This window comes from Photobacterium galatheae (assembly GCF_000695255.1).
Classification (GTDB): Bacteria; Pseudomonadota; Gammaproteobacteria; order Enterobacterales; family Vibrionaceae; genus Photobacterium; species Photobacterium galatheae.
The window spans coordinates 105,493-130,381 of sequence record NZ_JMIB01000023.1 but is presented as its reverse complement, the minus strand read 5'-3'; the positions used below and the strand labels follow the sequence as shown (position 1 = coordinate 130,381).

Here is a 24,889-nt window from a genome sequence, read left to right as displayed (position 1 = left end):
GATACTTCTGTTATTTTTGGTATTTATTGTTGTCGATTTGCAAGTTTAAGCACAACAAGGTGCATGTTGTCATGCTTTTCCAGTATATAAATATTGAGGGTTTGACAATAAGTTTACCTAAAAAAGTTGGCGGAAATCAGCGAGTTGGCATAAACTTGTCACTAGTTAAGGTCAGGCACTAGAGAGAAGGCTATAATGCATTTAAATGCATATGGCGGTGCTTGTCTTCTAATGACTCATTCGCAGTAAGCATATGGATGTATATGTTTACTATTCGTTCAACACAGTCTTGAGGGAGTTATCTATGGCGCTCACAAAAGCCGATTTGGCTGAGAACCTGTTTGAGAATGTGGGATTAAGCAAACGGGACGCCAAGGATACGGTGGAAGTCTTCTTCGAAGAAATCAGAAAGGCACTTGAAAACGGCGAACAGGTGAAATTATCCGGTTTTGGTAATTTTGATCTGCGAGACAAAAATGAGCGGCCTGGACGAAACCCGAAAACCGGTGAAGATATTCCAATTTCGGCACGGCGAGTCGTTACCTTTCGCCCAGGCCAGAAGCTTAAAGCACGCGTTGAGAATATCAAAATCGAAAAGTAAGCGGTTTAAGTTAGCCAGAACCCAAGTAAGCCAGTTTGCTTACTTGGGTTTTTCATTTTATAGCCTCTGTCTACCTTCGTCTCATTATTGTCTGTCATCATCAAGATATTGTTGAAACTATGTAGCCAAGATGTATAGTGATTTTAGTTTATTTCACTGATTTTGTGGTGGCATTTTGTTTTATTGGTTATTTATTCTTTATGCCTGCATAAAATTATCTTGATTTAAGTATGCTGATTACACGGACGAGGAGGTCATGATGGCTTTGGTTAAGGCAGTACAGGAAGGGGAGTTCCTTTCCGCAACATTGGATTTGACGCGACCTTTTGAAGCCGGAAACTGGCAATTAGAGAATGGCGTTCGCTGTGAGCTGACAGCACGCGGCGTGTTGACTGTGACACCGCCTTCACTGTCTGTGGATAGTAAAGATATTATTCTGTCATCTGGGGTACACGGGGATGAAACTGGGCCGATTGAGCTGCTTCAGCAACTCGTGAAAAAAATCATGCTGGGGGAACTGCTCCCTAAGCATCGTTTATTGCTGATCATCGGGCATCCAGAAGCGATTAATGCACATACCCGTTTTATTGACGAAAATATGAATCGTCTTTTTGCAGGCATCAACGAAGAGAGCAATGTTGATCGCCGACAGGCAAATGTGCTGATGCGGGCTGTAGACGACTTCTACCAGAATTCTCCATTGGAAAACGCTGAACGGTGGCATTTAGACCTGCACAGTGCAATCCGCGATTCTACCCATTACACGTTTGCTGTGAGTCCTTATAGCGAAAAGAAAACCCGGGGTTTAGCATTGTTCAATTTCCTTCATCACGGTGAGATTGAAGCGATGATGCTCTCAGGTTCGGCATCGCCAACATTTAGTTGGTACAGTGCGCATTATTATGGTGCTCAGGCGTTGACGATGGAACTTGGTCGGGTTGCTCGCTTTGGTGAGAACGACCTTCAACGTCTGGAAACATTTAACCAAGCGATGCTTGCGCTGGTGTCAAAAGACTCTTTAGCAGCCTATTCGGGAGACAAAGAAGTCTGTGTTTATCGTGTAACCCGGACCCTGACAAAACAAACACCTGATTTTTCTTTTACCTTCCCAGCCAATCAGGCCAACTTTACTTATTTTGCTGAAGGGACTGTGCTGGGTCAGGATAAGGGCGAAACCTATGTTGCTGCCGAAGGTGGGGAAGCTGTGGTGTTCCCGAATCCGAATGTTGCTTTGGGGCAGCGGGCCTGTTTACTGGTGCAAAAAGCCGACATTGAACTGACGGATCAGGTCAGGGCAAAGGCCTGATTTACAGGCCCACAAAGTGGGTAATTATTGCCCAAATTTTTCAAAACCCGTGTTGAACAACATTGAAAGCAAGCCAATTGAACTGGCTTGCTTTTCATTTTATGACAGACACGGTATGTTTCCCTTCTCATTCAATCACACGAAAATAATCGAATTCATGCACTTAGCGCATTTTTTGCAGCGACGACAACGTCAATGGAAAGTCAGCGTTTGGCTGGTGGTACTGTTGTTGATTGGTTGTAGCTTTTTGTCGCTGTCCGTCGGTGAAATATGGGTGCAGCCTTGGCTGCCTCAGGGAGAACTGGAGAAACAGTTACTCTGGCAGATTCGGTTACCTCGCTTGGTTGCTGCCATGGCGATAGGGGCTGCATTAGCGGCTTCTGGTGCTGTATTGCAGGTTTTGCTGGGGAATCCACTCGCAGAGCCTGGCGTTTTGGGAATCTCAGGTGGTGCCAGCTTAGCTTTGGTGCTCATGTTATTTTTGTTGCCTTGGGTGCCAGGACCCTGGCTGACGATGTCTGTTGCGATGGCTGGCGCACTCGTTTTTACGCTGCTTTTAGTCAGTCTGGCCAGAGTGAGGCGAGTCTCGACCACGCGTCTTTTATTGATTGGGGTGGCGCTTGGGATATTGTCTGGTGCTGTGGTGACCTGGGCGTTTTATTTTAGTGATGATTTGAGTCAGCGTCAGTTGTTGTACTGGCTGATGGGGAGCGTTGGGGGTGTCAGCTGGGGGCAGCTCAGTGTGCTCGTTATTTTGCTCCCGGCACTGATTTGGTTGTGTACCCGGGGGAAACTGCTGGACATTCTGATGCTGGGTGAAATTCATGCACGCCAACTCGGTTTGGATGTTTCTGCACTTCGCTGGCGTCTCATTCTGGTGATTGCTTTATTAGTTGGTGCTGCCGTTGCTTTGGCCGGTGTGATTGGATTTATTGGATTGGTTGTACCACATTTACTACGTTTGTCGTTAGGAACAGAGAATCGGTATTTGCTGCCGCTCTCTGCAGGCTTTGGCGCACTGCTGCTGGCATTAGCCGATGTGCTGGCGAGGGTTGTGTTACCGGCCGCAGAGCTACCCGTGGGGGTCGTGACAACGACACTGGGGGCACCTGTGTTTATCTGGATGTTACTGCGTTCGCAGGTGGAGTCATAGGAGATGGCAGAAAAGACTGAACGAGAGGAAATCCTTCGAGCGGACAATATCGCCTTGAATACCAGACTGCTACCACTGAGTTTCTCGGTCAGGCGGGGCGAGATTGTTCATTTCATCGGTCCGAACGGAAGTGGCAAAAGTACAGCGATTCAATGTCTGTCAGGGTTATTTCATAGCGCAGGGCAGGTGGAACTGGCGGGTGAAGCACTGACATCAATGGACTTGCATGACATGGCCAGATACCGGAGCTACCTTTCACAACAGGACAAACCCAGTTTCGCTGTCGGTGTGTATCAGTATTTGCAACTCTCGGTGTCTGCCATTCCTGAAGCCGACCCTGAAAATGTTCATCGGGCGATTCTGGAGATCTGCCAACGGTTATCAATCGAAAATAAGCTGGCACGCCATATTCAGCAGCTCTCAGGCGGTGAATGGCAACGCGTCAGGCTAGCGGCGGCCTGTTTACAAATCTGGCCGGGCCTCCATTCGGAAGGGCGCCTTCTGCTGTTAGATGAGCCAGCAACTGCATTGGATATTGGTCAGGAGGCTGCTCTGTATCGATTACTGGCTGAGTTATCGGAGCAGGGGATTGCCGTGGTCATGGCAAATCATGACCTGAACCGGGCGCTGCGACACGCAGATAGCGTGATTATCCTCAAAAACGGCTCGTGCGTGGGCAAAGGCAGGCCCGAAGAAGTGATGACTGTTGAATGCCTTGAGCAAACCTTTGAAACGACGGTTGAGCAGGTTCATCTTCAGGGGCAGATAGGACTATTTTTTGGCTGACGCCTCTCTTTTGCTGGAAGATTAGTCAATTAGAGAGGGTTTCTGAAGAAAAGACTTGTACTTTTCATCAGGATTTGGATAATGCGCTTCGTCTTCTGAGACAAGCTTCAATAAGGCGCGTTGGCAGAGTGGCTATGCAGCGGATTGCAAATCCGTGGACCTCGGTTCGACTCCGGGACGCGCCTCCATTCAATATCTATCCTGACTAATCTCTCATAATCAAAATATTCGTGGGTAAAAGCCCGCAGAACGGGCCTTTAAAAATCATGCAGGTTTGGCTGTCCAGGCCGAGCACCATCCTTTGGCATTCACTGCTTTACCCGGGAAAATCGCGCAGGGTCGCCATTCATCACCTTCATTACCCTGAAGCAGCATACAATTACTACAATGTTGGTCTGCATGAGGGGATTTGTGCGTATATTTCAGTGCGGCAGCCTGTGGATCATCTTCTTCCAAATGAGCCAGTTCTGTACTGGCCAGGGCTTTCTTCTGCAGGATTTGATCACCCAGTGTGATGCCAATGATTCCTGCCATGGTCAGGCGCAGGAAACGTCGACGGTCTGTTGAAGTTTTCATCCTATTTATCCTTATATTGTCTCATTGCTCACAGATGGCTCGCTCTTTTTAGGCGAACGGAATAATTGTGGGAAAGAATCTGAAAAATCGCGAAGAAATTAAGATGTTAAGATTTTGGTTGTTTTTGCGGCTTTGATGGTAATCGATTGCGGTAATCTGATCCTGCAATGCATCTGATAGCATTTTAAGAGTTTGAGTTTACTCAAAAATTAATGAAGTTTAACAAATTTGATGTTGAAACATTTTGTTTACATCTTCATGCTGTATGACGCAATCTCCGATGATAAAAACAAAGGTACTTTGATGAATCTGTTGTTAGTTGATGTGGACGGTGCGCTGGTGAATGCGCAGGGAATCGATATGCGCTGTTTTCTTCAGGCAATTGAAGAAGTGCTCCACATTACTTTAGATAAATCGCGTTATCAGGAAAAAGGGGGGACGGATTCGGCGATGCTGGATGAAATATTGCGCCAGTTCCCTGTGGAAACCAGTCGATCCATTGTTCATCGTCAGGTGGAGCAAAAGTATCTGGAATATTTGGCAGATTCACTGACATCTCTGCCGGAAGGCACAGTGATCAGCAAAGGCGCGCGGGAATTTCTTGAGCAAATGGGGAGTCGTCAAGACACCCATGTTGCAATTACCAGTAGCGGTTGGGCAGCGGTCAGCCGGATGAAACTGAAAGCCGTTGGCATTGATGTCAGCAAAATGACTTTCGCTTCCTCATCCGATGCACCGAGTCGTACGGAAATTATGGCGTTGGCTGCATTTCGGGCGAAACAAGACTCCGGGATGACATTTCAGAGGCGGGTTGTGTTCGCTGAAGGTGAGTGGAATCAAAGAGCGTCTCAGGAACTGGGCTATGATTTTGTGGCTGTTGGCAAAAAGCTCAGTCATCATACACATATTCCAAGCCTGTCTTACTATCAGGCTGCACTCTCCAGATTAAATATGGCTGAACCGCTCTGAGTGATACCAGCTTCGTATTATCGCAAGTAACATGCCTCTCAGTTGCTCAGACTCTGAGAGGCCATCGTCAAAGCCGAATGAAATAGCACAATATCGTTGTCGGAGCAGTTGACGTTTTCCGTATGATTTTACGCCTGACTTGTTGTTTTAACTTTGGTGTGGCACACCAGAACAATTGAAGCGTTGAGTAATGAGAAAATTCTGTCTGTGTATTGTTCTTTACAGTCTATTCTCAGGCAGTGGTCTAGCCTGGGCTGAGAATATCAAGACGTATTGTTATGCCACACCTGATGCACTTAGCCCTGATTTAACGCAGATTATGTCTGCGAACTCACCGGAAACAAGCCTCCTGATTTTTCAGTCAATGCTGCCTCAGGCAAGCCGAACCCATGATAAAAGCGCATTCGTTGATTTGCTGGGCGTTATCGCGCATCACTATTTCCTCATCAATGATGCAGAAAAAGCAAGGTTTTACCTGAAGCAGGCAGAACCCTTTTTATCGGATGCATCAGATAAAGCGAGACAGAATGTGTCTGATGTTCGTCGCATGTGGCGCGCACAACTTTAGCTTTATTCATTTCCTGTAAATTTGATATTGTGCGAAGAAATTATGCAACAATAAACCCCGGCATAGGATTTGATACAGGTCTAGGATAAATTGAAACAGCATTTTAATGTCACAATTTTCGCAGCATTCGTGCCTGTGTAATACGATGTACCTATGAATTGAAGCGGAGCTGTAACTGAGATGACAACAAGGGAATGGGTGGACGCCTGGTTCCAGGAGATCTGGGCAAATGCCGATAGCGACAGTCTGACCAGATTTGTTTCCGATCCTTTCACCTTTCACTTGTCTGGTGGTCGTAAGCATCAGGTTACGCATGAAAGCTATCTGTCTTACCTTCAGTTGTGGCGGCAAAAATTTAAGTCGGTTGTATTCTCCATTTCTGACATTGTGTGTCAGCCGCCGTTAACTGTGGTGAGATATCGTTGTCAGGCACAGTATCAGGGAGGCTGGCTGAACATACCGGGTAAAAAACAGGTCATACAGATGACGGGTATGATTCAGTTCCGACAAGAAGCCGGTTTCATTACAGAATGTTGGCTGGAGGACAGCAGCTTCGACCTCTATCAGCAATTGACGGGTTACCTGAAGTAAGTGACAGTAGGCAGGAGGTGAAACTGAAAATGGCCTGCTGAAACAAAAATATAGCCCCCCAAGACGGTATTTCTAAGCTTTGTTGTCAGACTTTTTTGTCTTTTGGTCTTTTTTTGCGACAAGGCATCACTGTGAAAAAAGTAGACTTATTTGTGATAAGTGCTTTAATTATTATAATTAAATGTACTAACAAATGGCATCATTCATCGTGCGGAACTATGTCAACTAATTGAAGTCTTATTGATAGCAGACTTTTAAAGAATTGATGCTTATATTTGAAACATTTCGGTCAGACTGGATTAATTTAGTTTATTGAACCTTAATTATTTTAAGTAAATACATTTTTGCCCTGATATTCATACGTATTCTTATAAGTATTTTTGTATTCATCGACAAGGAGTGTCAACCATCATTCATGTACATATGAATTGATGTACATGGGAATATGACACAAGTAGTGAAGGTGAATGTGTGATTTGGGTTAGTAGTAGTCATCATGACAAGCAAGTAGAAGCGAAAGAGAATCTGAAACTTTCGCACAAGGTCGTCGAGATCTCTCCGTACGAGTTATTGTCATCAATGACAGGGCAGGAACTTGTTTTTCTTGAGGTCATTGACTCAACATCGGAAGGATTTGAATTGCTGCGGGCAGTGAAAACTCGCTTCCCTGCTGCGAAGGTTGTTGTCGTCTATCATAATCTCGACGGAAATCTGGCGTTGAATGTTCTTCGGGCTGGTGGTGAAGATGTTCTCCCCGCCAACGCGAGCAGACAGGAACTGGAGGAATGCTTTAGCCGTCTTCATACGCATAACATTGAAGCCGATATTGAACCGGGATTCGAGAATCGCGAGATGTCGATCCGACCGGCACTCAAGATCATTGATGAGAACCTCAGCTCAGCGTTGAGGGAAGAGGATTTGGCGAACGCTTGTCAGTATTCTCCGACATATTTTTCACGTTTATTCCACAGCATCATGGGCGTGACGCTGAAACAGTACATTATTAAGAAGCGTTTGGATCTTGCTTGTGGACTGTTGAGTTCTGACCGTGAAAAAATATCTCAGATTGCGAATTCGGCGGGCTTCAAAGACGTTTCATACTTTTCACGAGTATTTAAAAAGCACATGGGGTGTTCTCCGGGTGAATTCCGGATGAGAAAGCACAATCTGAACCACAATTAAATGTTGTATTCACGTTCAGAAGGAACAATGTGCATACCCAAAGCCATGCAATCGAACCTATTTCCTATATTGTGTTTCCTGCATTACAACGGTAATGCAGTTTTTTTGATGTAAATTCTTATTTTTGAGAAATTGACTTACTTCCCGGACATTCATTTCACTTCCTCTTCGATTTTGTACTTCTGAGACAGAATTAACTTGTTTGTTACAACAAAATTTTACACAGATACTGCTATCTTTATTTCAAAGCATGGTGAAGATTGCGCTGTTGTTTTCGGAGGTATCCTGATGAGACTCACCTTGTCTTTCAAACTGTTATTTCTGGCTTTTCTGATGTGTCTGTTGATGTTCAGCCAAGCTCATGCTGCTTCAAGTCGTTTACAGAAAGTGATGGACAGGGGAGTGCTCAGAGTTGGGACTACAGGAGACTGGGGGCCAATGACCATGCGAGATCCGGCAACAAATTTCTATAAAGGGTATGACATTGATATCACGACAGAATTGGCCAAAGATCTGGGCGTGACTGTGGAATATGTTGCCACAGACTGGAAAACGCTGGTCAGTGGTATTGTCACAGAGAAATATGATCTGACTGGCAGCGCAGCGCTGAATATCAATCGGGCGAAGATCGTGGGTTATAGCAGGCCGTACTACTATCTGGGATTTGTGCCGCTCACACAGAAGGTTAATCAGAGTCGTTTTCGTTACTGGAGTGATTTCAATACTGCGTCTGTGACCGTGGCATCTCGTCAGGGAACCGTGGAAGAAATGATGGTGAAAGAGTTTTTTCCGAAAGCCAGGCAGGAAGTGATTGAGAACGGGAAAGCATATCAGGCCCTGCTATCAAGTCGTGCTCATGTGATTGTGACTTCGAATATCGAGGCAGCCACGCTGACCAGCCGCTTTTCGCAGCTGGCTGTGCCACATGTTCGTGGCATGCGGCGTGCGACACCATTGGCGATGCTGTTGCCTCGTGATGACCAAGTTTGGATTAACTTCATTAACCATTGGATTGAGCTGAAAAAAACACAGGGCTTTTTTGATCGGATTGCTGAAAAATGGGGACTGGTTGTGATGGACATCGAGTGACTTTTTTGTCGATAAAAATGAAAACAGCTCTGGATCTGAAAAGGCACTTTGCGCCAATATGGATGATATGTTGATTTGGAGGTAAAGATGGATCTGTCTCAATATCATGGACTGATTTTCGATATGGATGGCACTTTGATCGATTCAATGCCTGCACATATTCAGGCTTGGCGTGCAGCTTGTGAAGAGTATTGCATTCCGTTCGATCCGGAGTGGCTGATGAGCCTGGGAGGCTCGCCAACGGTAAAAACTGCACAGCTGATGAATGAAAAATATCAGTTGCATCATAGCGTTCAGGATGTAGCCGATACAAAGTGGCAGTTTTTTGAAACACTTGAGCATAAAGGTGAAGTCATACCGGCAACTTTTTCGCTTCTGATGCAATACAGAGGTGAAAAGAAAATTGCTGTAGGGACGGGCTGTAGAAAGTCTAATGCTTTGGAATTACTGACCATGACAGACATTCTGCCGTCATTGGATGCACTAGTGACAGCAGACGATGTCCGAAATCATAAACCTCACCCGGATACCTTTCTCGAAGCGGCGCAACGAATGGGCCTTTTGCCGTCCCAATGTGTGGTTTTTGAAGACACGTCACTCGGACGACAGGCTGCACTTGCCGCAGGGATGGATTGCTTTTTGGTGGTTGATGGAAAAATTAAAGAGTTTACATCGGCTTCCTTTTTGGATTAGTAAATTAGTTTTGTCTAAATTTATGATTCTATGCGAAATATTTTCGATAGAGTCGCAGGAAATTGATGCGATTTATTTGCGACCGCACTACAATCTAACTGAGGTATATAAAGAAGGAGATGATCGTGAAAGCCTTAATTAGTCTCGCTGCAGTTTCAGCGGTAATGCTTGCGGGTTGTAGTGCATCGGTAGATGAAAGAGCGAATGACTTTGTCGATGTGAGCTACTCATTGTGTGCTGCCAAAGTGCGGGCATTCTCTCAGGGGGATGATGGCAAGATCCGGGTCGTCTGTGAAAATGACAGCTATTTCTCTGTGAAGAGTCAGCAAACACTGACTGTGATGAATGAAATCAACGGTGCATACTGTCAGGGTAAGGGCTTTAGCCACTTCAATGAGCGCGCGGAATACTACACTTTTACCTGTCTGAATGACAAAAGTTTTAACATTCCCAAGTAATGGATTGAAAATAAAAAGCTTTGCTTTTGGCCAGACCTGAATCATGTTGAGGGTCTGGCGTCATTTTATTGGTCCCCGCACTTTCTTATGGGTCGCTGAGATAGATACTCATCAGGCACAAGGCGTCAGGTGTTGATGGGATACGGACCGAAAGGAACTCGTCTTGAATCAAAGAATTTTGATTGCCGGAATCACACTTCTCACCGTTTTATGTCCTGCTTTGGTGGCCGCTGCTGTTGTCCCTGAAGGGACTAAGCTCGCGAAATCCCAGCTTCTTGTCCGTGCGAATGGCGCTGAACCCAGCACGCTCGATCCGGGGTTTGTTGCCTCGGGCAGTCCGGGGGATGTGATCGTCAATGATCTCTTTGAGGGGTTGGTGATCGAAAACCTGGATGGTGAGATCATTCCGGGACAGGCTGAATCCTGGTCGGTTTCCGATGATGGCAAAACGTATCGTTTTCAACTCCGTGCCGGCTTGCAATGGTCGGATGGAACTGCACTAACCGCATCAGATTTTGCCTTTGCCTGGCGTCGTGCGGTAGACCAATCAACCGGGAACAAGACCGGCTTTAATCTGGCGACAGCGAATATTCTTCATGCCCAAGCCATCCTGGATGGGCAGCAGTCACCTGAAGCGCTTGGCATCAAAGCACTCAATGCTCATCAGCTCGAAGTTACCCTGAGCCGGCCGACACCTTACTTTCTCAGCTTCATGAGCATCAAAACATTTTTTCCAGTACCGGCACATGTTGTCAGTCAATTTCCGGAGAAGTGGACTCGACCTGAACATTTTGTTTCGAATGGTGCCTATGTTCTGAAAGCCTGGGTTCCTCATGAGAGTGTGTCGGTTGTCCGGAATGAACATTACCGGGAGAACGCATTGACGGTGATTAACGGTGTAACCTATCTGGCGTTATCATCGCAACATGCTGAGTTATTACGGTATCAGGCTGGCGAAATCCATATGACAAACCGGGTTCAGCTAGCGTATTACCAGAAGCTGATGAAAGAAAGCCCGGAGCAGTTAAAGTCACTGCGGCTATTAGGGGCTTATGTGTATGCATTCAATACGCAGCAACCCCCGTTTGATAACCCGGATGTGCGTCGCGCGCTGAGTATGGCGATTGACCGGGATCTCTTGGTGCAAAAAGTCACAGGGCAGGGCGAACCGGCTGCGTTTTCAGTTGTGCCGGATATCATCCCGAATTACAGGCATGTTATCCCGGCTTACCAGTTAAAGAGTCATGACGCACGTATTGCTGAAGCCAGAGCATTACTTGCAAACGCTGGCTATAGCCAAACGAAGCCGTTACATGTGACCCTCACGTACAATACCAGCGAAAATCATAAGAAATTGGCTTTAGCCATTGCCTCGATGTGGAAAACATTGGGTGTAAACGTTGCGCTGGAAAACATGGAGTGGAACGCATATCTGGCTGCGAAGGCCGCGAGAGATTATACCGTTGCACGCTCCTATGCTTTTGGTGACTATGCTGAACCTTCATCCATTCTCAGCAGCTTCACTTGCGGTCATCCCGGTAACGAAACAGGGTTCTGTAACTCAGATTTTGATGCGCTGTTAAAGCAAGCGGCCGATGTCTCTGATGAATCAACCCGCTACGGGTTGTATCGTCAGGCAGAACAGATTCTTGATCATGCAGCTCCAGTGATGCCTGTTTATTATTACAACCACACCCGGCTGGTCAAAAGTCACCTGAAAGGTTTCCCGCGTAATAACCCGAAAGGGAATATCTATGCGAAGGACATGTATTTCGTAGCGAAGTGATTTGAAGAGCCTGTTTTACAGGCTTTTCATTGCCTGAATTTCCCCTCCAAAATCCCTCCAAAATGACAGTAAGTTCTCGCGTGCCATTACCAAGTGCAAAGCATTGTGAGGCTTTGTTACGACGTAATTTTTTGTGTTTCAGATATTTTTGAAGTGGGCAGGTGTTGAAAAGAGAGTTGTAGACAGCTAGCGCGAGCAGTAGACTTGCGCTAGCTAGAACGCCTGACTTTGGGTGTGCACTAAACATGAACCTTTGATTATGCTACCGCAAAATTGATATTTAATTTGATGGAGATAGATAATGAACGGCAGTTGGGCTAACTTCTTTCCGTACTTTGCTGGCGCTTTTAAGCTTATTGTATTAGGTATTGGAGCCTACTTAGCTATTAAATGGCATTTTGATGAAGAGAGGCGGGTGAGGGAAGCAGAAGGCGTAGTGTTTGATAAACCAAGTTTCATGAAAAAGTTGGTAATGAGGCTAGCCCTCCCAGTCCTTCTCATTCTTCTCGTCTTTCTAGTGATTTATGCGACGAACTGGTTTCTCGACTGACGGGCTTTATTGATACGATCAATGTTTCGCGATTTCAAATAGTGTATTTACACTCTTAAGAGGCTTGCCCGATAAAATAGATAATGCTTCTGCTGTACCCAAGTATACTTTTTTTAGACCAAGTTAATGTTAGTCATCAGATAAAATAGGCCAATCAAGACACAAAATGTTGGTTCAACTTTTAAGCTCTAAATTGGTTTGGGCAAGTCTGATTCATTGATTAATCATAAGGGCCTTTCCCCCCACAACCACGTACTCAGCACCCCTGATGTCTGCATACTTGTCCGTCATGCGGCGATCGCGGTGGCCAAGCAGGAGCTGAGTATCAATTCCAATCTTACTATAGGTCCGCTCTGCTAAAGATCGGAGTTCGTGGAAGGATGGGGGGCACCCTCCCAAGTGAGGCCTGTACTGTTCCTTACATTAGCAAAGTGACGTGAGCGCCGGTTGACCTTGATTGGGTCACCTGGCTGCGTTCTCTGTATACGTTTTTTCTTATGAAGCATGTAAGGCACCACAACATTACTTCGACATGGTCATGATTTCTTCAAGGCTAATGCCGAGTAAGTGATATGTGCTGGTACTGTCCAACCCATTGTTCTGAGATTCGCAGATTCAATTTTTTTGCAACGGCGACAGTACGGTTCTTGTCTGTCCCCAGACCGTGAAAATTGCCTGAGCGAGCATCACGGTATTGGTAGTAAACTTTTCCAGAGCGCTTATCCAGCCTCTGGTAAAGGTTAGGGGTGCAGGTTAATCTCACCTTCGACATTGACAGATTCAACATCTTTGCGTGTTTCGTGGCGCTGAAAGTGATGCATGAGTGCAATTTCCAGTTTTTCTAATCGTAAGGGCTTACTGATCGTGCTGTCTGCACCGGCTGCAAGGAATTCTGAAGATGTGTCTGTTGTCGCATCAGCGGTACAGGCAAGTATCAGGCCTCGATAATTCATTGTCTGTCTGATGATGCGTGTTGCTTCAATCCCGTTCATTTCTGGCATACGGTTGTCCATAAGAATGGCGTCATAATCTTTCTTCGTCAGCATATCAATAGCAATGCGACCATTGTCAGCAACCGACACTCGACATCCTAGCTTTTCACATAGACGTTTTCCCACCAGTTGATTGACCCGATTATCTTCGACCAAAAGGAGAGAGAGGTCTGATAAATTAAATTTTGAAAGCTGTGAAGCGTTTGGATTTGTTGTACTTGCGGTACCTATTGGTGTCTTGATTGTTGCTTTAAATGTACTGCCAACACCAACCTCACTTTCGACTGTTACATCACCCCCCATCGCTTTACAGAGATGCTTAACAATGGATAAGCCAAGCCCGGTCCCGCCAAAGTTTTGATTGATTGTCGCATCAGCTTGTTCGAAGGAGTGAAATATACTGTCCAGTTTTGATGGCGGTATCCCAATACCAGTATCAGTGACTGTAATCGTGAGTGTCTCTTTGCTCTGTTCATAATTGATCGAAATATCGATACGTCCTTTTGGGGTGAACTTCACGGCATTGCTGATTAAGTTATATACAATTTGACGAATTCTGGCTTTGTCACCGAGTAAGACCGTGTTCTCAGAAATATTCTGGGTATGAAACTGCAACACAATGCCTTTTTCTGTCGCTAATGGGTAGAAGCTACTGGCGACAGGTGACAATAACTGTATGACAGAGAAGGGATCTTCGAGCAATTCCAGTTTGTTTTGCTCTAATTTAGAAAAGTCCAAAATCTCATTGAGGATAGACATGAGATGTTCACTTGATTCCAGCAAGATATTCAGGTTGGGCTTCTGCGATTCATCTTCCATTTCAGAAGCGATAATTTGTGCCATCCCGATGACACCATTCATTGGTGTTCTTAACTCATGGCTCATGGTGGCGAGAAACATTGATTTTGCCGCGGTCGCTTCCTGTGCCGTTTTCACTGCTGTTTTCAGTGCAATCTGCGTTTCTCTCAGTGCATCAATATAACGATAGAGATAAAGGACAATAACCAAAAACATGGTGCAAGTAGCAAACAATAGTGAAGTGACCATTGCATTATTTGCCTTGAAGATTTCACTCATTAATTCTTCGTGAATGTGCTCGATTGCTTCATCCATATCTTCAGACAAAATTGCTCTCTGAAGCGGTTCAATCGATGCGCGGTCTAAAGGCTGATTTTTTGCTTTTAAGAGTTCATTGAGCAAGAGCATGTGCTCTTTTGCTGTATTTTCATACTTAGATACGTGAGGTTGAATCTGGCCTTTTGGCCAAACAATATCGGGAAAGCGATCTTCAATGTTTAGTGTTGCCGAAACAAGGCTATGTAATTCGGAATCCAGGGCTTGCATTTGAACTAGTAATTGCTCTATTTGTCTGCTTTCACTTCTAGGATCAACGAGTTGGGCATAACTTCTCATGTGAATCAGACTTTGGGAATGAGCAATAAACGAGTGTTCAAGTTTGCCTAAAATATTATGCTCGACTTTGAACGAGATAAAAAACGAGACTGCTGCGGCAAAAGCAACGGCTAGACAGTACTCAAGAAATAGAAATTTCATCGCCTTTTTTCTATTCATGAGCTTGCTCTTGTTGCTCTTCTACATGGAATTCTTCAACCACAGGCATTAAGTTCGTTTCTTCAAAGTAATAGAAGTATGTAGCAACCAAAAGCAGCCATACCAATACGAAGCTCCATAAATACTTGGCTACATTTGTCATTGAACCCTTCTGAAATCAATTTGAGTTTTGACTGCTTGAAAGCAACCGACCAAAAACTATTCCCTCCAAGTCTAGTCAAGATTTTCAGAGGGTTACAAGTCAGTCATTGAGGGGGAGCTAGCAAATTGGCAAACAAAAGTCAGTGATGTTTATGAAGATCAAAACGAATACAGGAAGTGGACAAGATACCTACTTGAAGTTCGTCCATTTTTTTGCCTTGCTGCGCCAATCGTCGAAAGTGGGCTATACAGCGGGCGCTGCTATCCCCCAGCACACCACACGGTGGAGGGGGGAATATGAGGTGTGAGTGCGTCAAATTTATAAAGTTGTCTTTTGTCTTGGGAAAATTGAGCACTGAAGCATGATTGCAGGAATCGCAAGTAGTTGCGTGACAGGTGTGAACTGGTAGTGAATGAAATCGAGTAAGAAAAATTGCCCATTGTCCATGATGCTGTAATGTTGAGTTACCAGTAAAAGACCATTGGTTAAAACAAAGATGTATGTCCAAAAGTCATGATTCATTCTTTCTGCGATAAACGACGCAAATTTCTTCGTGAGACAATAGCAACTCATCGTACCGGTTAAGTATAGCAATACTTCAATGATCAGCTGAGTCATATAAACCTATGATTTAATTTAATTAGCTTTGACGCTGAGAGGAGGAAAATTGCCGCTTAGATTCATGCTGATGAAGAGGTGAACCACAATGGTAAGTTTCTTATTCACACTGATTCATTTTCCATTGAGTGAGGCTAAGTGAGGTGATGTTAAGGGGCCTAAAAATTAAAAAGCCAGCATTTCATGCATGCTGGCTTGAGGTTTGAATTGCTTTTGAACCGGTCTGGTTTATTTCGACTCTTCAGCGGTTTCTGGTTGTGGATGCCATGCACCATCCAGTTTGCTGAGCTCTGGGAACTTCGTGCGGTCGAACGTTGGTACGAGACCTTTATTCACCTGAGCTTCATAGTCTTTAATCACCTTAATGGCCAGATTAGACAGCAGCACCAGTGCAATGATGTTGATCAGTGCCATCAAGCCCATTGAGGCATCTGCCATATTCCAGACAACCGGCAGAGAAGCGACAGACCCGAACATGACCATTGCCAGCACGATCAGGCGGAATGCCAGAAGACCTTTCTTGCTGTTTCCATTCAGGAACATGATGTTGGTTTCAGCATAGCTGTAGTTTGCAATAATGGAACTGAGGCAGAACAGTACGATTGCAGCAGCCATGAAGTAGGTCGTCCAGTCACCCAGTTCGTTGGTCAGTGCCTGTTGCAACAGGCCGATGCCTGATGCTGCGTCGGGCTGATCCATGACGCCTGAAAGCATGATCATTGCTGCTGAAGCCGTACAGATAATAATCGTATCTGCAAAAACACCCAGCATCTGAACAAAGCCTTGTGAAGCAGGGTGGTTTGGATTTGGTGTTGCGCTTGCAGCAACGTTCGCAGCAGAACCCATACCAGCTTCATTCGAGAACAGACCACGGGCGATACCACTTTGCATCGCTTGAGCAATGGTGTAAGCCACGCCACCTGCTGCAGCTTCTTGCCAGCCGAATGCGCTGTTCACAATCAGCATGATGACATCTGGCAGTTCAGAATAATTCATCGCGACGATCAGCAATGCAATTGCCAGATAACCAACAGCCATGATGGGTACGATACGTGACGATGCTTTTGCAACAGATTTCAAACCGCCCATGATGAAGAAGGCAGAGAAGAGTACAATGGCGATACCCATCAAATTGCGATCGAAATCGAACGAATGGTTGAGGGCGGCTGTAATGGTATTGGCCTGTACAGCGTTAAAGACCAGACCAAAGGCGATAATCAGGCAGATGGAGAACAACGTGCCCATCCAGCGTTGGCCAAGGCCTTGTTCCATATAATATGCCGGACCACCGCGGTACTGGCCGTCAACATCTTTGACTTTATAGACTTGAGCCAGGGTCGATTCGACAAAGGCCGTTGCCATACCAAACAGTGCCATTGCCCACATCCAGAAGATAGCACCAGGGCCACCGGCGGTCAGTGCAACAGCGACACCGGCCATATTTCCCGTACCTACGCGGGCTGCCATCGAAGTGCAGAATACCTGATAAGAGCTGATGCCAGCATCTGAATCTTTGCCTTTGTTCAATACACCAATGGCATGACGAAACTGGCGGATTTGGATAAAGCCGAGGCGAATAGTGAAATAGATACCTACAATAACAAGGAGGTATACAAGAAGGTGGCCCCAAAGCAGTCCATTGATATCGCCAATGATGGACATTAATGTCTCATTAAGTGAGGCGATCCAATTGTTAAGCGTTGCATTCATAGAATGTTCCTGTGATGTCATACTGACTAAGACGCAGGACAACAAGTTGTGTCCCAAGTGATGGGTGCAATCCATGACCAGTTTGCAATGTGCAACATGGCGAAAGGAATCCCCATTCGTTGATATAGTGACTTAATTTGCGCGGCAGAAGTTAGCATAAAATTCTAAAAATGGCTCGGGATCTGGATCACGTTTTCACTGAGTTATGAATTGTTAATATCATAATATTTACAAAGAAACACAACTATATTCTTTTATTTTCAATGGCTTGTTATTTATTTGACATGACTTGTCCGTACACTTTGAAAACTTGTATTTCATCTCTTGTTAACAGAATTTCAAACTGAATTTAACCTGGTTTGGTCTTTTTTTAATCGAATTTTGGTGTGAGAAGAGTGTCTGAATCTATTCAGGACTGTTTCAAGACAGTGTCATGGGCAGGGTGAAATAAACGCTTTTAAATGTGCGCCTTAGTGAATATGAAATTCAAAAGATGGTGGCGGGGAAGGAGGGACGCTTGCAATCGTTTCTGACGGTAAAAGGTAGAAGCAACTAAATTGATAGCCGCAAATACAGATATATCTATGCTCATGAATAATGATGAACTCTTCAACCTGTCCGCATGCTGTGCAATATGGTACTGATTCCATATTATGCTCCTGAGTAAAAGGCATATCATAGTCTTGTGTAGCATTTGCTAAAATAAGTTTTGGAAAAACTTCGAGGGATGACAAATTTCGGAAGAGAATATATGAAAAATAAAAAAGCCCTTTGGTCGGACATACTGGATTCGAACCAGCGACCCCTACTCCCCCAGAGTAGTGCGCTACCAAACTGCGCTAATGTCCGCCAAAAGGCTTTGTTGTTAAGTTAACTCAACGAGGGCTATATTAGCAACCCTTAAAGGGCTGAGTAAAGCTAAATTGCTGAGAAATAGTTGATTTTTTCACCAAACGATCCGATTGATGGGCCAGTGAACTTGTTTGATGAGTGATTTTCCACCATTTTTATAGGATTCTCGTGTCCGAATCGCGTTGTCTGCTGGTGGGGAAAACACGATGGTCGCTCACATGGTTTGGTCATAGAATTGTCAAGCTGACAAAAATTATGTTCACAAGAACAAAGTCTGGGGTTATTATTTATTAACTCGCTGACTACTCTTTCATCCTCGTCAGAGTTTTCTATAATAATTATGTGTGTAGACCGAATTTATCACACTGGCGTTAGCGGGAGTCTGAACGTTAGTTTAGTGGCTGAATGCTGATCTCGTGATCTCTCATGGGATCGTGGTTAAATCTTTATTAATGTTTACTCTATTTCAAATAGCACAAAGGTTGTCATGAAGGTGTGAAACGATGACAAGAAAGTGCTGTTTGCAGAAAATAGTGTTTAGAGGTAATTCATGACAAACTTTTCGGATGCGGAAAAAGCACTGAGTGCGATGCTCAAGAATGTAGAGAGCGGTAAAAAACTACAGGAGTCGAGAGCAGATTATCGTCAGGCTCTGATTGATTTTGCGGATGAAGTTCCAGGCAGACAGCGTGCTGTCATTAAGCGCATCCCGTTGCAAAAAATAAATGATTTAATTGCTGTATTGAATGAATTTAAAGAGGAAGCTCGTCAGGTAAGAATGACTGAGATTCTGGCTATGATGGAGAAAGACGGCGTTCATCCTGAAGAGTTGATGGATTCTTCTGTAGTCGAGGAATAATCTGACTGAACTATCAGACAGGTTGTACAGAAAATTGAAATAAAAAAAAGGAGAGTGAAAACTCTCCTTTTTTTATTATGCTCGATTAACTGTTGTTATGTAGTCGACTTCGTTTTTATATTTACGGACATTGCGTGATAGGGTTCCCTTGGGGACGCCAAAACGTTTTTCGGCTTCGTAACTTGATAAGCCTTCGAAAACGACAGCTTCTACAGCAGTGCGTTGGTTTTGGGACTTGAAAATGCGATCAGCAATTACTTTATATTGTTCTCGTGTGATAGCCATAACTACTCGCTTGTTATTCCTTTTTGTCCTGCTGGATATGACTGACCGGGCAGGTTTGATGCCCGGTATAATAGCAGTCATACCCTAACGTAAGCTTAATAAGCGAATTTTTACTCTAGTAGCATGAGGCCGCGCGGCAAAGAATCGCCATATACGCGTTGATTTTCTTCCTGTGATAGAACTTTGACTTCCGCCACCATACTGATCCAACTGTCTGGGACTTTGCTTGTTTGCAGTTTATTGATTACTTGCTGCCGAAGCGCTTCATCAATATCCAGGGTTCTGTCTCCTGTTTTACGTGTCATCATGACGGCTGCAAGAGCGATTTCTGGCTCTTCTCGCCAGTCAGCGTCGAGTAATTCGGGTAAACAATAGACAATATGTTGTCCGCTGAGTAAATTGTGTCGACTACCGTAGAGCGGGAAGCGGCTGGCAATACGCCCAATTGCCCACCAATGGGCTTGAGCATATTGTGGTTTTTGTAATCGCGAGAACAGCCATTCAATTAGCTGTAATTTTTTCTCAAAAGAGATGTTTTCGAGCGATGCAGCCAGCCGAACCATTTGTTCGTAGCCTCGTTCCTGCAATTCTTTTGTCAGTTTGGGCTGCCGACTTGCACTTGGATGAATATATTTTGCAATGTCCTTATAAATTGTCTCTTGCTGAATCTGATTGAGTCCGCCCGCAACACGTCGCCAGAAAATCCACCATTCATTCCAGCTCTGTACAGACTGATGAAACTGGAGATTCTGCTGATAAAGTGGCCAAATTTGGTTGATACGCCAATTGTCGACCGGATCGCCAAATCCCGGACGTAATGTATAGCCTGCTAACTTGAACCAGTTTTGTTCGTGAGCCACTGAGCGGCGGCGGCGTTTTTTACTTTCAATAAAAGTATCAGCCAGGGGTCTGAGGTGTGACATTTCCCACGCCTCACGTTTCCCTAGCGATTTTTCCAAATCATGCCTCAGCGTTTTCACGGGCTTGTCATCCGCATGCTTTTTGCTTCCGCCATAGGCTTTTTGAATCGCTTCGGTGGCCTGTTGCAGTGCTGCGACAACTGTGGTGTCTTGCGCCGTTGCTTGATCGTCTGGGATTGCTGTAGCGGCTTTGCGAACCGAAAACTCAACTTGCCAGCGTTTGGCTGGATTCTCAGTGTCAATGCATTCAAGTTGCAGGGTACCGACTTCCGTTAATTGGCAGGCAAGCGTGACGCTGACTCTGTCTTTTTGATTCGCAGCTAAAGATTCTCTGTCCGTTTCGCTATCCAACGTCACGATGAACGGGGGGAGAGGCACCATATGTGGATGATCCAGCGTGATAATCTCACCGGCATTGATCGGAGCATATTCGTTGGTCGCAAACAAATGAAAACGGACCGGTTCTCCCAGCGTGAGCGCAAATTTTCTGTCAGAGAGCAGAATTTCTTTGCTTTCCTCTGTTCCTCGGGGCAACAGGCAGATACCTGAAGGGGGCGATTGATTATCTAACTCGAGGAAGAATGAACGGGCAGAACCACCGCCAATCTTGAGTTGTGCGCCATGCCTGGCTTTTCCGTAGGCGACGGCACCATATGCGACAGCCAGATCCGGGTGAGGATTATCCAGAAGAGTGACGCCGTCATTTCTCCAATGTGTAAAGACATCGGCAATCCGCTTTGTCAGAATGTTACTGTTAAACACGCCGCCATTGAGCAACACTGCGGGTGGGACGGCAGCAACGTCCTCTTCTGGTTCTGCGCCAGCTTGTTTCAGTGCTTCACGACAAATTATGTCGTGGTCGCTAATAAATTTAGCAAGATGTTTTGAGACCGCTGGATCAGAGGCATAAGGCAGGCCAAACTCGACGACAGCGCTTTGCCGCTGACTTGGATATGCATTGGAAGCAGAAACTGGAAAAAAACCATCCAAAGCAATCTCACGGACTTGTGCCTGGCTAATTGGAACGGAACGGCTGCCGCCAATCAGTTTGGCACCGCTGCCAAGCAAAGTGATCGTGGCCTGTTCGGGTGCATGATCAGCGAGCAGTTGTTCTTTGGCAAGACGCGCCTGTTGAATCAGTTTTGATAGCGCAGCAGCGTTGAGACGCTTTCCATTGCCATTGAGGTTGCTTTCAGCAAGATGTGCTAAAGCCAGATCCAGATTGTCTCCCCCCAGCATGAGATGATCACCCACACCAATCCGATCCAGTTGAAGACGTTCATTTTGATAGCTGACCCGGATGAGGCTCAGGTCAGTTGTTCCTCCGCCCACGTCGCAGACCATCAGTAAAGGGATGTCTTTCAGTAAAGATTCAGCTTCATTGTGATGTCGTGCATACCAGTCGTAGCACACTGCCTGAGGTTCTTCGAGCAAAACAATATTGTGCAAGCCTGCCAGTTTTGCAGCTTCAACGGTCAGTGCTCTGGCACCTTCATCAAAAGATGCGGGAATGGTGATAACCACATCTTGCTGAGCCAGTTTTGCATCCGGGTGATGATAGTCCCAGCTTTGTCTGACATGGTTCAGATAGCTGGCACTGGCAATCACCGGAGAGATTTTTTTTACGCCTTTTGCAGCAGCCCAGGGAAGAATCGGCTGGTTTCGGTCGACACCGGTATGAGAGAGCCAGCTTTTCGCGCTGGTGACTTGTCGGCCTTCAACTTTGGCGCCCAGTTCGCGGGCATATTCACCGATAATTGCTTCTGGGAAATCACCGTCAACGGGCTGGACATCCCAGGGCAATACACACTGTTCAGACGGGATTTCTCCCGGTGTCGGATGATACCTGAAGGATGGCAGTAAAGGTTTACGTGCCACTTCGCCGGGTGCGATTAATTGATCAATGTCGAAAATTTTTACAGTTTCATTTTGCAATGCGCTGGAGATAGGGCAGCAGGCAACAACGGTATGGGTGGTGCCTAAATCAATACCGACTAAATAACGGGGAGAAGACATGTATGACTCCGAGTATTTCAACCCGGCTGCCCGCAAGCGTGGTGATTGTGTTGTGCTGGGGCCGGGTAAAATAACGGCGCAAATTGATGCGCCGTTAGAAAGAAAGTTGTGTAGAACTTAGTTATCCCGAACGTCGAACTCGACTTGCCACTTCTGACCACCATCGGTCGGAATGGCTTCCAGGCATAATGTACCCAGTTCAGTTACACGGGCGGCAAGTTTCACCGGTACGATTTCACCGGCGCTTCGGCCATCGGAAACCGGCAAAGTGACCTGAATTGCAGGGAGTTCTTCCAGTTCTTCAGGTTGCCACCAGTCCAAGAGGGTTCCTGGTGCGTCTTCACGACGGACGGTTGAACCGAAGAAGCGGAATGTAACCGGTTGGCCGATGATCAGACCAAACTCTCGGCTTGGCACATCAGCCTGACTGCCTTCTTCCATCCCGAAAGGTGCGACACACAGGGCTTCAACAGGTGGCTCCATCCCCGGAATCGCTGGCATGGCGCTTTCAATTCCGACATAGTAACTGCTGGCGATACCACCACGGATACGAACGCCTTTTCCTTTACGAACAGAACCGTAATAAGAAGCACCGTGTGCAACAGCCAGATCTAAATCCAACCCTTGCAGGCGTATTGCTTCAGCACTACCACCTGTGGTCAACCATTGGTTAATAATGGACATCAGGCGTTGTGAGAGCAGATCAGATTTCAGCACCCCCCCATTAAACAGCACTGCGGTCGGGCGGATAAAGCCTTCGTGGATTTGTTCGAAGCTGTCAAACAGCTCATCAACCGCAGAAGACTGACGACTCAGGAATCCGGCAATATGGCGCGAAATGGCGGCATCCTGCGCATAAGGCAGACCCATTTGAGTCAGGGCGCCACGCTGCATTTCAACCGGGTGTTCTTCGATGCTGGTTTGCGGGAAGAAGCCTTCAACCAGTGTTTGCTGTACTTCTTCCTGGGTCAGTTCGGTTTGCAGGGTGCCGCCCAGCAGTTTCGAACCGCGGCTCGGAACGACGATCGGCACAGCGCGCAGGTTTTCGTCGCTCAGCAGTGCTTCTTTCGCATCCCGGCAGGCATGGGTGATCGCCTGAATCTGCCACGGCTGAAGCTGTTTACCTTCTTGGGCGAGTTTGGCTTTCAGTCGGAAGGCAAGTGCCAGATCCATGTTATCGCCGCCCAGCAGAATGTGATCGCCAACCGCGACACGATTCAGCGTCAGGTTGCCGTCTTCTTCCGTGACTGCAACCAGCGATAGGTCTGTGGTACCACCGCCAATATCGACCACAAGCACAATATCACCAACGCTGACCTGATCCCGCCAGGTTTCGTCGTTGTTTTTAATCCAGCTATAAACCGCTGCTTGTGGTTCTTCCAGCAATGTCAGATGCTGAAAGCCGACTTCACGTGCTGCTTCAGCCGTGAGATCGCGTGCGGCCGGGTCGAAAGATGCCGGAACCGTGATGGTGACATCCTGCTCAAATAAAGACGCATCCGGGTGCTGGTGATTCCATGCTTTCGCCAGATGGCTCAGGTACGCACGAGTGGCCTCAAGGGGGGATACTTTTTCCACTTCTTCCGGTGCGTTCAATGGCAGGAATGCATCCCGTCGGTTCACGCCGCCATGGCAAAGCCAGCTTTTGGCGCTGGCAATCAGACGAATCGGTGTTTTACTGCCCAGACTACGGGCCATAGCACCGACAATTGCATTCGGCTGCGCATCCCAGGGTAATGCGGTATCACCTGGCGCAAGTTCAGATTCATGTGCCTGATACATAAACGAAGGCAACTGCGATTTTTCCTCGACACTGCCAGGTGCGGTGAGTTGGGCAATCGGCATGATTTGAACGGGGGCTTCGTCCTGTTGTAAATCAACATAAGACAGAACGCAGTGGGTTGTACCTAAGTCGATCCCCACACTGTATTTATGTTCTTGAATTTCTTGCATTATAGCTCTACCTCAGCAGCAGCGAGGATATGTGGATCATGTCCTTCTGCCATTTTAGGCAAATGAACGTCAGTGACTTTCCAGCCGCGATGAATGAGTGTGCCTGTGAATGGGGCATTGCCGACGACATTGCCAGTCAGGCGTACTTCAGAAGCATTAAAGCCTTCCGGTAAAGTGACGCGGCTTTCTTCGTCTTCACTGCGAACCGGGACAAAACGGAAATACTCATCCAGGACTTTCTTACCGCCTTCGTGAATAACACGGGCCGCTGCGCCAATTTCAGCATCAGCAAAGCCTTTCAGGTCTTCCTGCATAAAGTCGATAAAACGGGCTTCTTTTTGCAACAGAGACAGCAGTTGTAATGCAGCATCCGGGGTTGCGGTTTTGAGTTTAGACTCGACCTCGACAATCTTTTCTACTTCTACAATTTTTTCGACTGGTTTCTCGACTTCAACAATCTTTTCAACTTCGACTTCTTTCTCAACGATTTTTTCAACCTCTACCGTTTTGCCTTTCTTCGTGACATAAAGTAGCAGAAGAATCACAACCAGGGCGGCCAGCCAGGCATGTCCCATATCAATCGTGGTTGGCATTGCGGATAGATCCACTGTCATTTTTGAAAAGTCTAAAGCCATATTCGTCTTCTCTTTGTCCGTGACAAA

The 24,889-nt window shown here is 46.1% G+C and carries 23 protein-coding genes and 2 tRNA genes; 15 read left to right on the top strand and 10 right to left on the bottom strand.

Features of this window, described 5'->3' with window-relative positions; genetic code table 11:
- Positions 1-304: 304 nt before the first annotated feature.
- The 5 genes from ihfA to EA58_RS11765 all read left to right on the top strand — a co-directional run bounded on the left by ihfA (position 305) and on the right by EA58_RS11765 (position 4,034).
- Positions 305-601: an integration host factor subunit alpha gene (ihfA, locus tag EA58_RS11785; RefSeq protein WP_036752850.1), complete on the top strand. Its 297-nt coding sequence runs from the start codon at positions 305-307 to the stop codon at positions 599-601.
- Between the two features lie 259 nt (positions 602-860).
- Complete coding sequence (locus EA58_RS11780; protein ID WP_036752847.1) at positions 861-1,907, top strand: succinylglutamate desuccinylase; 1,047 nt, start codon at positions 861-863, stop codon at positions 1,905-1,907.
- 157 nt (positions 1,908-2,064) lie between these two features.
- Positions 2,065-3,060, top strand: coding sequence for a vitamin B12 ABC transporter permease BtuC (gene btuC, locus EA58_RS11775; protein WP_036753025.1), 996 nt, complete (start codon positions 2,065-2,067; stop codon positions 3,058-3,060).
- A 3-nt stretch (positions 3,061-3,063) separates the two neighbouring features.
- Positions 3,064-3,846 carry a vitamin B12 ABC transporter ATP-binding protein BtuD gene (gene btuD / locus EA58_RS11770; RefSeq protein ID WP_081819638.1) on the top strand — a complete coding sequence of 261 codons (783 nt, stop codon included), beginning with the start codon at positions 3,064-3,066 and terminating at the stop codon, positions 3,844-3,846.
- A gap of 114 nt (positions 3,847-3,960) precedes the next feature.
- Positions 3,961-4,034, top strand: a tRNA-Cys gene (locus EA58_RS11765).
- 76 nt (positions 4,035-4,110) lie between these two features.
- Here the strand turns inward: EA58_RS11765 and EA58_RS11760 are convergent.
- Positions 4,111-4,422: a high-potential iron-sulfur protein gene (locus tag EA58_RS11760; RefSeq protein ID WP_036752844.1), complete on the bottom strand. Its 312-nt coding sequence runs from the start codon at positions 4,420-4,422 to the stop codon at positions 4,111-4,113.
- Positions 4,423-4,725: 303 nt separating this feature from the next.
- On the opposite strand from EA58_RS11760, the gene EA58_RS11755 reads away from it, so the two are divergent.
- The 9 genes from EA58_RS11755 to EA58_RS11715 all read left to right on the top strand — a co-directional run bounded on the left by EA58_RS11755 (position 4,726) and on the right by EA58_RS11715 (position 12,308).
- Complete coding sequence (locus EA58_RS11755) at positions 4,726-5,391, top strand: HAD family hydrolase (protein WP_036753020.1); 666 nt, start codon at positions 4,726-4,728, stop codon at positions 5,389-5,391.
- 319 nt (positions 5,392-5,710) lie between these two features.
- Positions 5,711-5,959 (top strand): hypothetical protein, encoded by a 249-nt coding sequence (locus EA58_RS11750; RefSeq protein ID WP_152548002.1) that lies wholly within the window; start codon positions 5,711-5,713, stop codon positions 5,957-5,959.
- Between the two features lie 180 nt (positions 5,960-6,139).
- Positions 6,140-6,550: an ester cyclase gene (locus tag EA58_RS11745; protein ID WP_036752837.1), complete on the top strand. Its 411-nt coding sequence runs from the start codon at positions 6,140-6,142 to the stop codon at positions 6,548-6,550.
- Between the two features lie 471 nt (positions 6,551-7,021).
- Complete coding sequence (locus tag EA58_RS11740; protein WP_036752834.1) at positions 7,022-7,732, top strand: helix-turn-helix domain-containing protein; 711 nt, start codon at positions 7,022-7,024, stop codon at positions 7,730-7,732.
- A 288-nt stretch (positions 7,733-8,020) separates the two neighbouring features.
- Positions 8,021-8,821, top strand: a complete 801-nt coding sequence (locus EA58_RS11735) for a transporter substrate-binding domain-containing protein (protein ID WP_036752831.1) — start codon at positions 8,021-8,023, stop codon at positions 8,819-8,821.
- 87 nt (positions 8,822-8,908) lie between these two features.
- The gene (locus EA58_RS11730) at positions 8,909-9,514 is read left to right on the top strand and encodes an HAD family hydrolase (RefSeq protein WP_036752828.1); all 606 of its coding nucleotides are present in this window, start codon (positions 8,909-8,911) and stop codon (positions 9,512-9,514) included.
- Between the two features lie 125 nt (positions 9,515-9,639).
- Positions 9,640-9,972: a hypothetical protein gene (locus tag EA58_RS11725; protein WP_051642054.1), complete on the top strand. Its 333-nt coding sequence runs from the start codon at positions 9,640-9,642 to the stop codon at positions 9,970-9,972.
- 163 nt (positions 9,973-10,135) lie between these two features.
- On the top strand, positions 10,136-11,758 hold the full coding sequence (locus EA58_RS11720; RefSeq protein WP_036752823.1) for a peptide ABC transporter substrate-binding protein: 1,623 nt from the start codon (positions 10,136-10,138) through the stop codon (positions 11,756-11,758).
- A 301-nt stretch (positions 11,759-12,059) separates the two neighbouring features.
- Entirely contained in the window at positions 12,060-12,308 is a 249-nt protein-coding gene (locus tag EA58_RS11715) for a hypothetical protein (protein ID WP_036752820.1), read from the top strand.
- Positions 12,309-12,861: 553 nt separating this feature from the next.
- Here EA58_RS11715 and EA58_RS22005 read toward each other — a convergent pair.
- From EA58_RS22005 to EA58_RS11690, 5 genes are all read right to left on the bottom strand, one after another.
- Positions 12,862-13,080, bottom strand: a complete 219-nt coding sequence (locus EA58_RS22005) for a phage integrase Arm DNA-binding domain-containing protein (RefSeq protein ID WP_235199604.1) — start codon at positions 13,078-13,080, stop codon at positions 12,862-12,864.
- A complete protein-coding gene (locus EA58_RS11705; protein ID WP_081819637.1) occupies positions 13,049-14,872 on the bottom strand; it encodes an ATP-binding protein in 1,824 nt (607 codons plus the stop codon). The genes EA58_RS22005 and EA58_RS11705 overlap by 32 nt, the downstream gene beginning before the upstream one ends.
- Complete coding sequence (locus EA58_RS21690; protein WP_161781038.1) at positions 14,865-15,014, bottom strand: hypothetical protein; 150 nt, start codon at positions 15,012-15,014, stop codon at positions 14,865-14,867. Before EA58_RS21690 ends, EA58_RS11705 begins: the two co-directional genes overlap by 8 nt.
- 846 nt (positions 15,015-15,860) lie before the next feature.
- Positions 15,861-17,342, bottom strand: a complete 1,482-nt coding sequence (locus EA58_RS11695; protein ID WP_036752810.1) for an alanine/glycine:cation symporter family protein — start codon at positions 17,340-17,342, stop codon at positions 15,861-15,863.
- A gap of 772 nt (positions 17,343-18,114) precedes the next feature.
- Positions 18,115-18,191, bottom strand: a tRNA-Pro gene (locus EA58_RS11690).
- 553 nt (positions 18,192-18,744) lie between these two features.
- Between EA58_RS11690 and EA58_RS11685 the strand changes: the two genes are divergently transcribed.
- Positions 18,745-19,053, top strand: a complete 309-nt coding sequence (locus tag EA58_RS11685) for a hypothetical protein (RefSeq protein ID WP_036752808.1) — start codon at positions 18,745-18,747, stop codon at positions 19,051-19,053.
- Positions 19,054-19,128: 75 nt separating this feature from the next.
- Here the strand turns inward: EA58_RS11685 and EA58_RS11680 are convergent, their stop codons facing one another.
- The 4 genes from EA58_RS11680 to EA58_RS11665 form a co-directional block, all read right to left on the bottom strand.
- Entirely contained in the window at positions 19,129-19,338 is a 210-nt protein-coding gene (locus EA58_RS11680; protein ID WP_036752803.1) for a helix-turn-helix domain-containing protein, read from the bottom strand.
- Positions 19,339-19,448: 110 nt separating this feature from the next.
- Complete coding sequence (locus EA58_RS11675) at positions 19,449-22,274, bottom strand: Hsp70 family protein (protein ID WP_036752800.1); 2,826 nt, start codon at positions 22,272-22,274, stop codon at positions 19,449-19,451.
- Positions 22,275-22,391: 117 nt separating this feature from the next.
- Entirely contained in the window at positions 22,392-24,227 is a 1,836-nt protein-coding gene (locus EA58_RS11670; protein ID WP_036752797.1) for an Hsp70 family protein, read from the bottom strand.
- Complete coding sequence (locus tag EA58_RS11665) at positions 24,227-24,841, bottom strand: DUF2760 domain-containing protein (RefSeq protein ID WP_036753014.1); 615 nt, start codon at positions 24,839-24,841, stop codon at positions 24,227-24,229. The genes EA58_RS11670 and EA58_RS11665 overlap by 1 nt, the downstream gene beginning before the upstream one ends.
- Positions 24,842-24,889 lie beyond the last annotated feature (48 nt).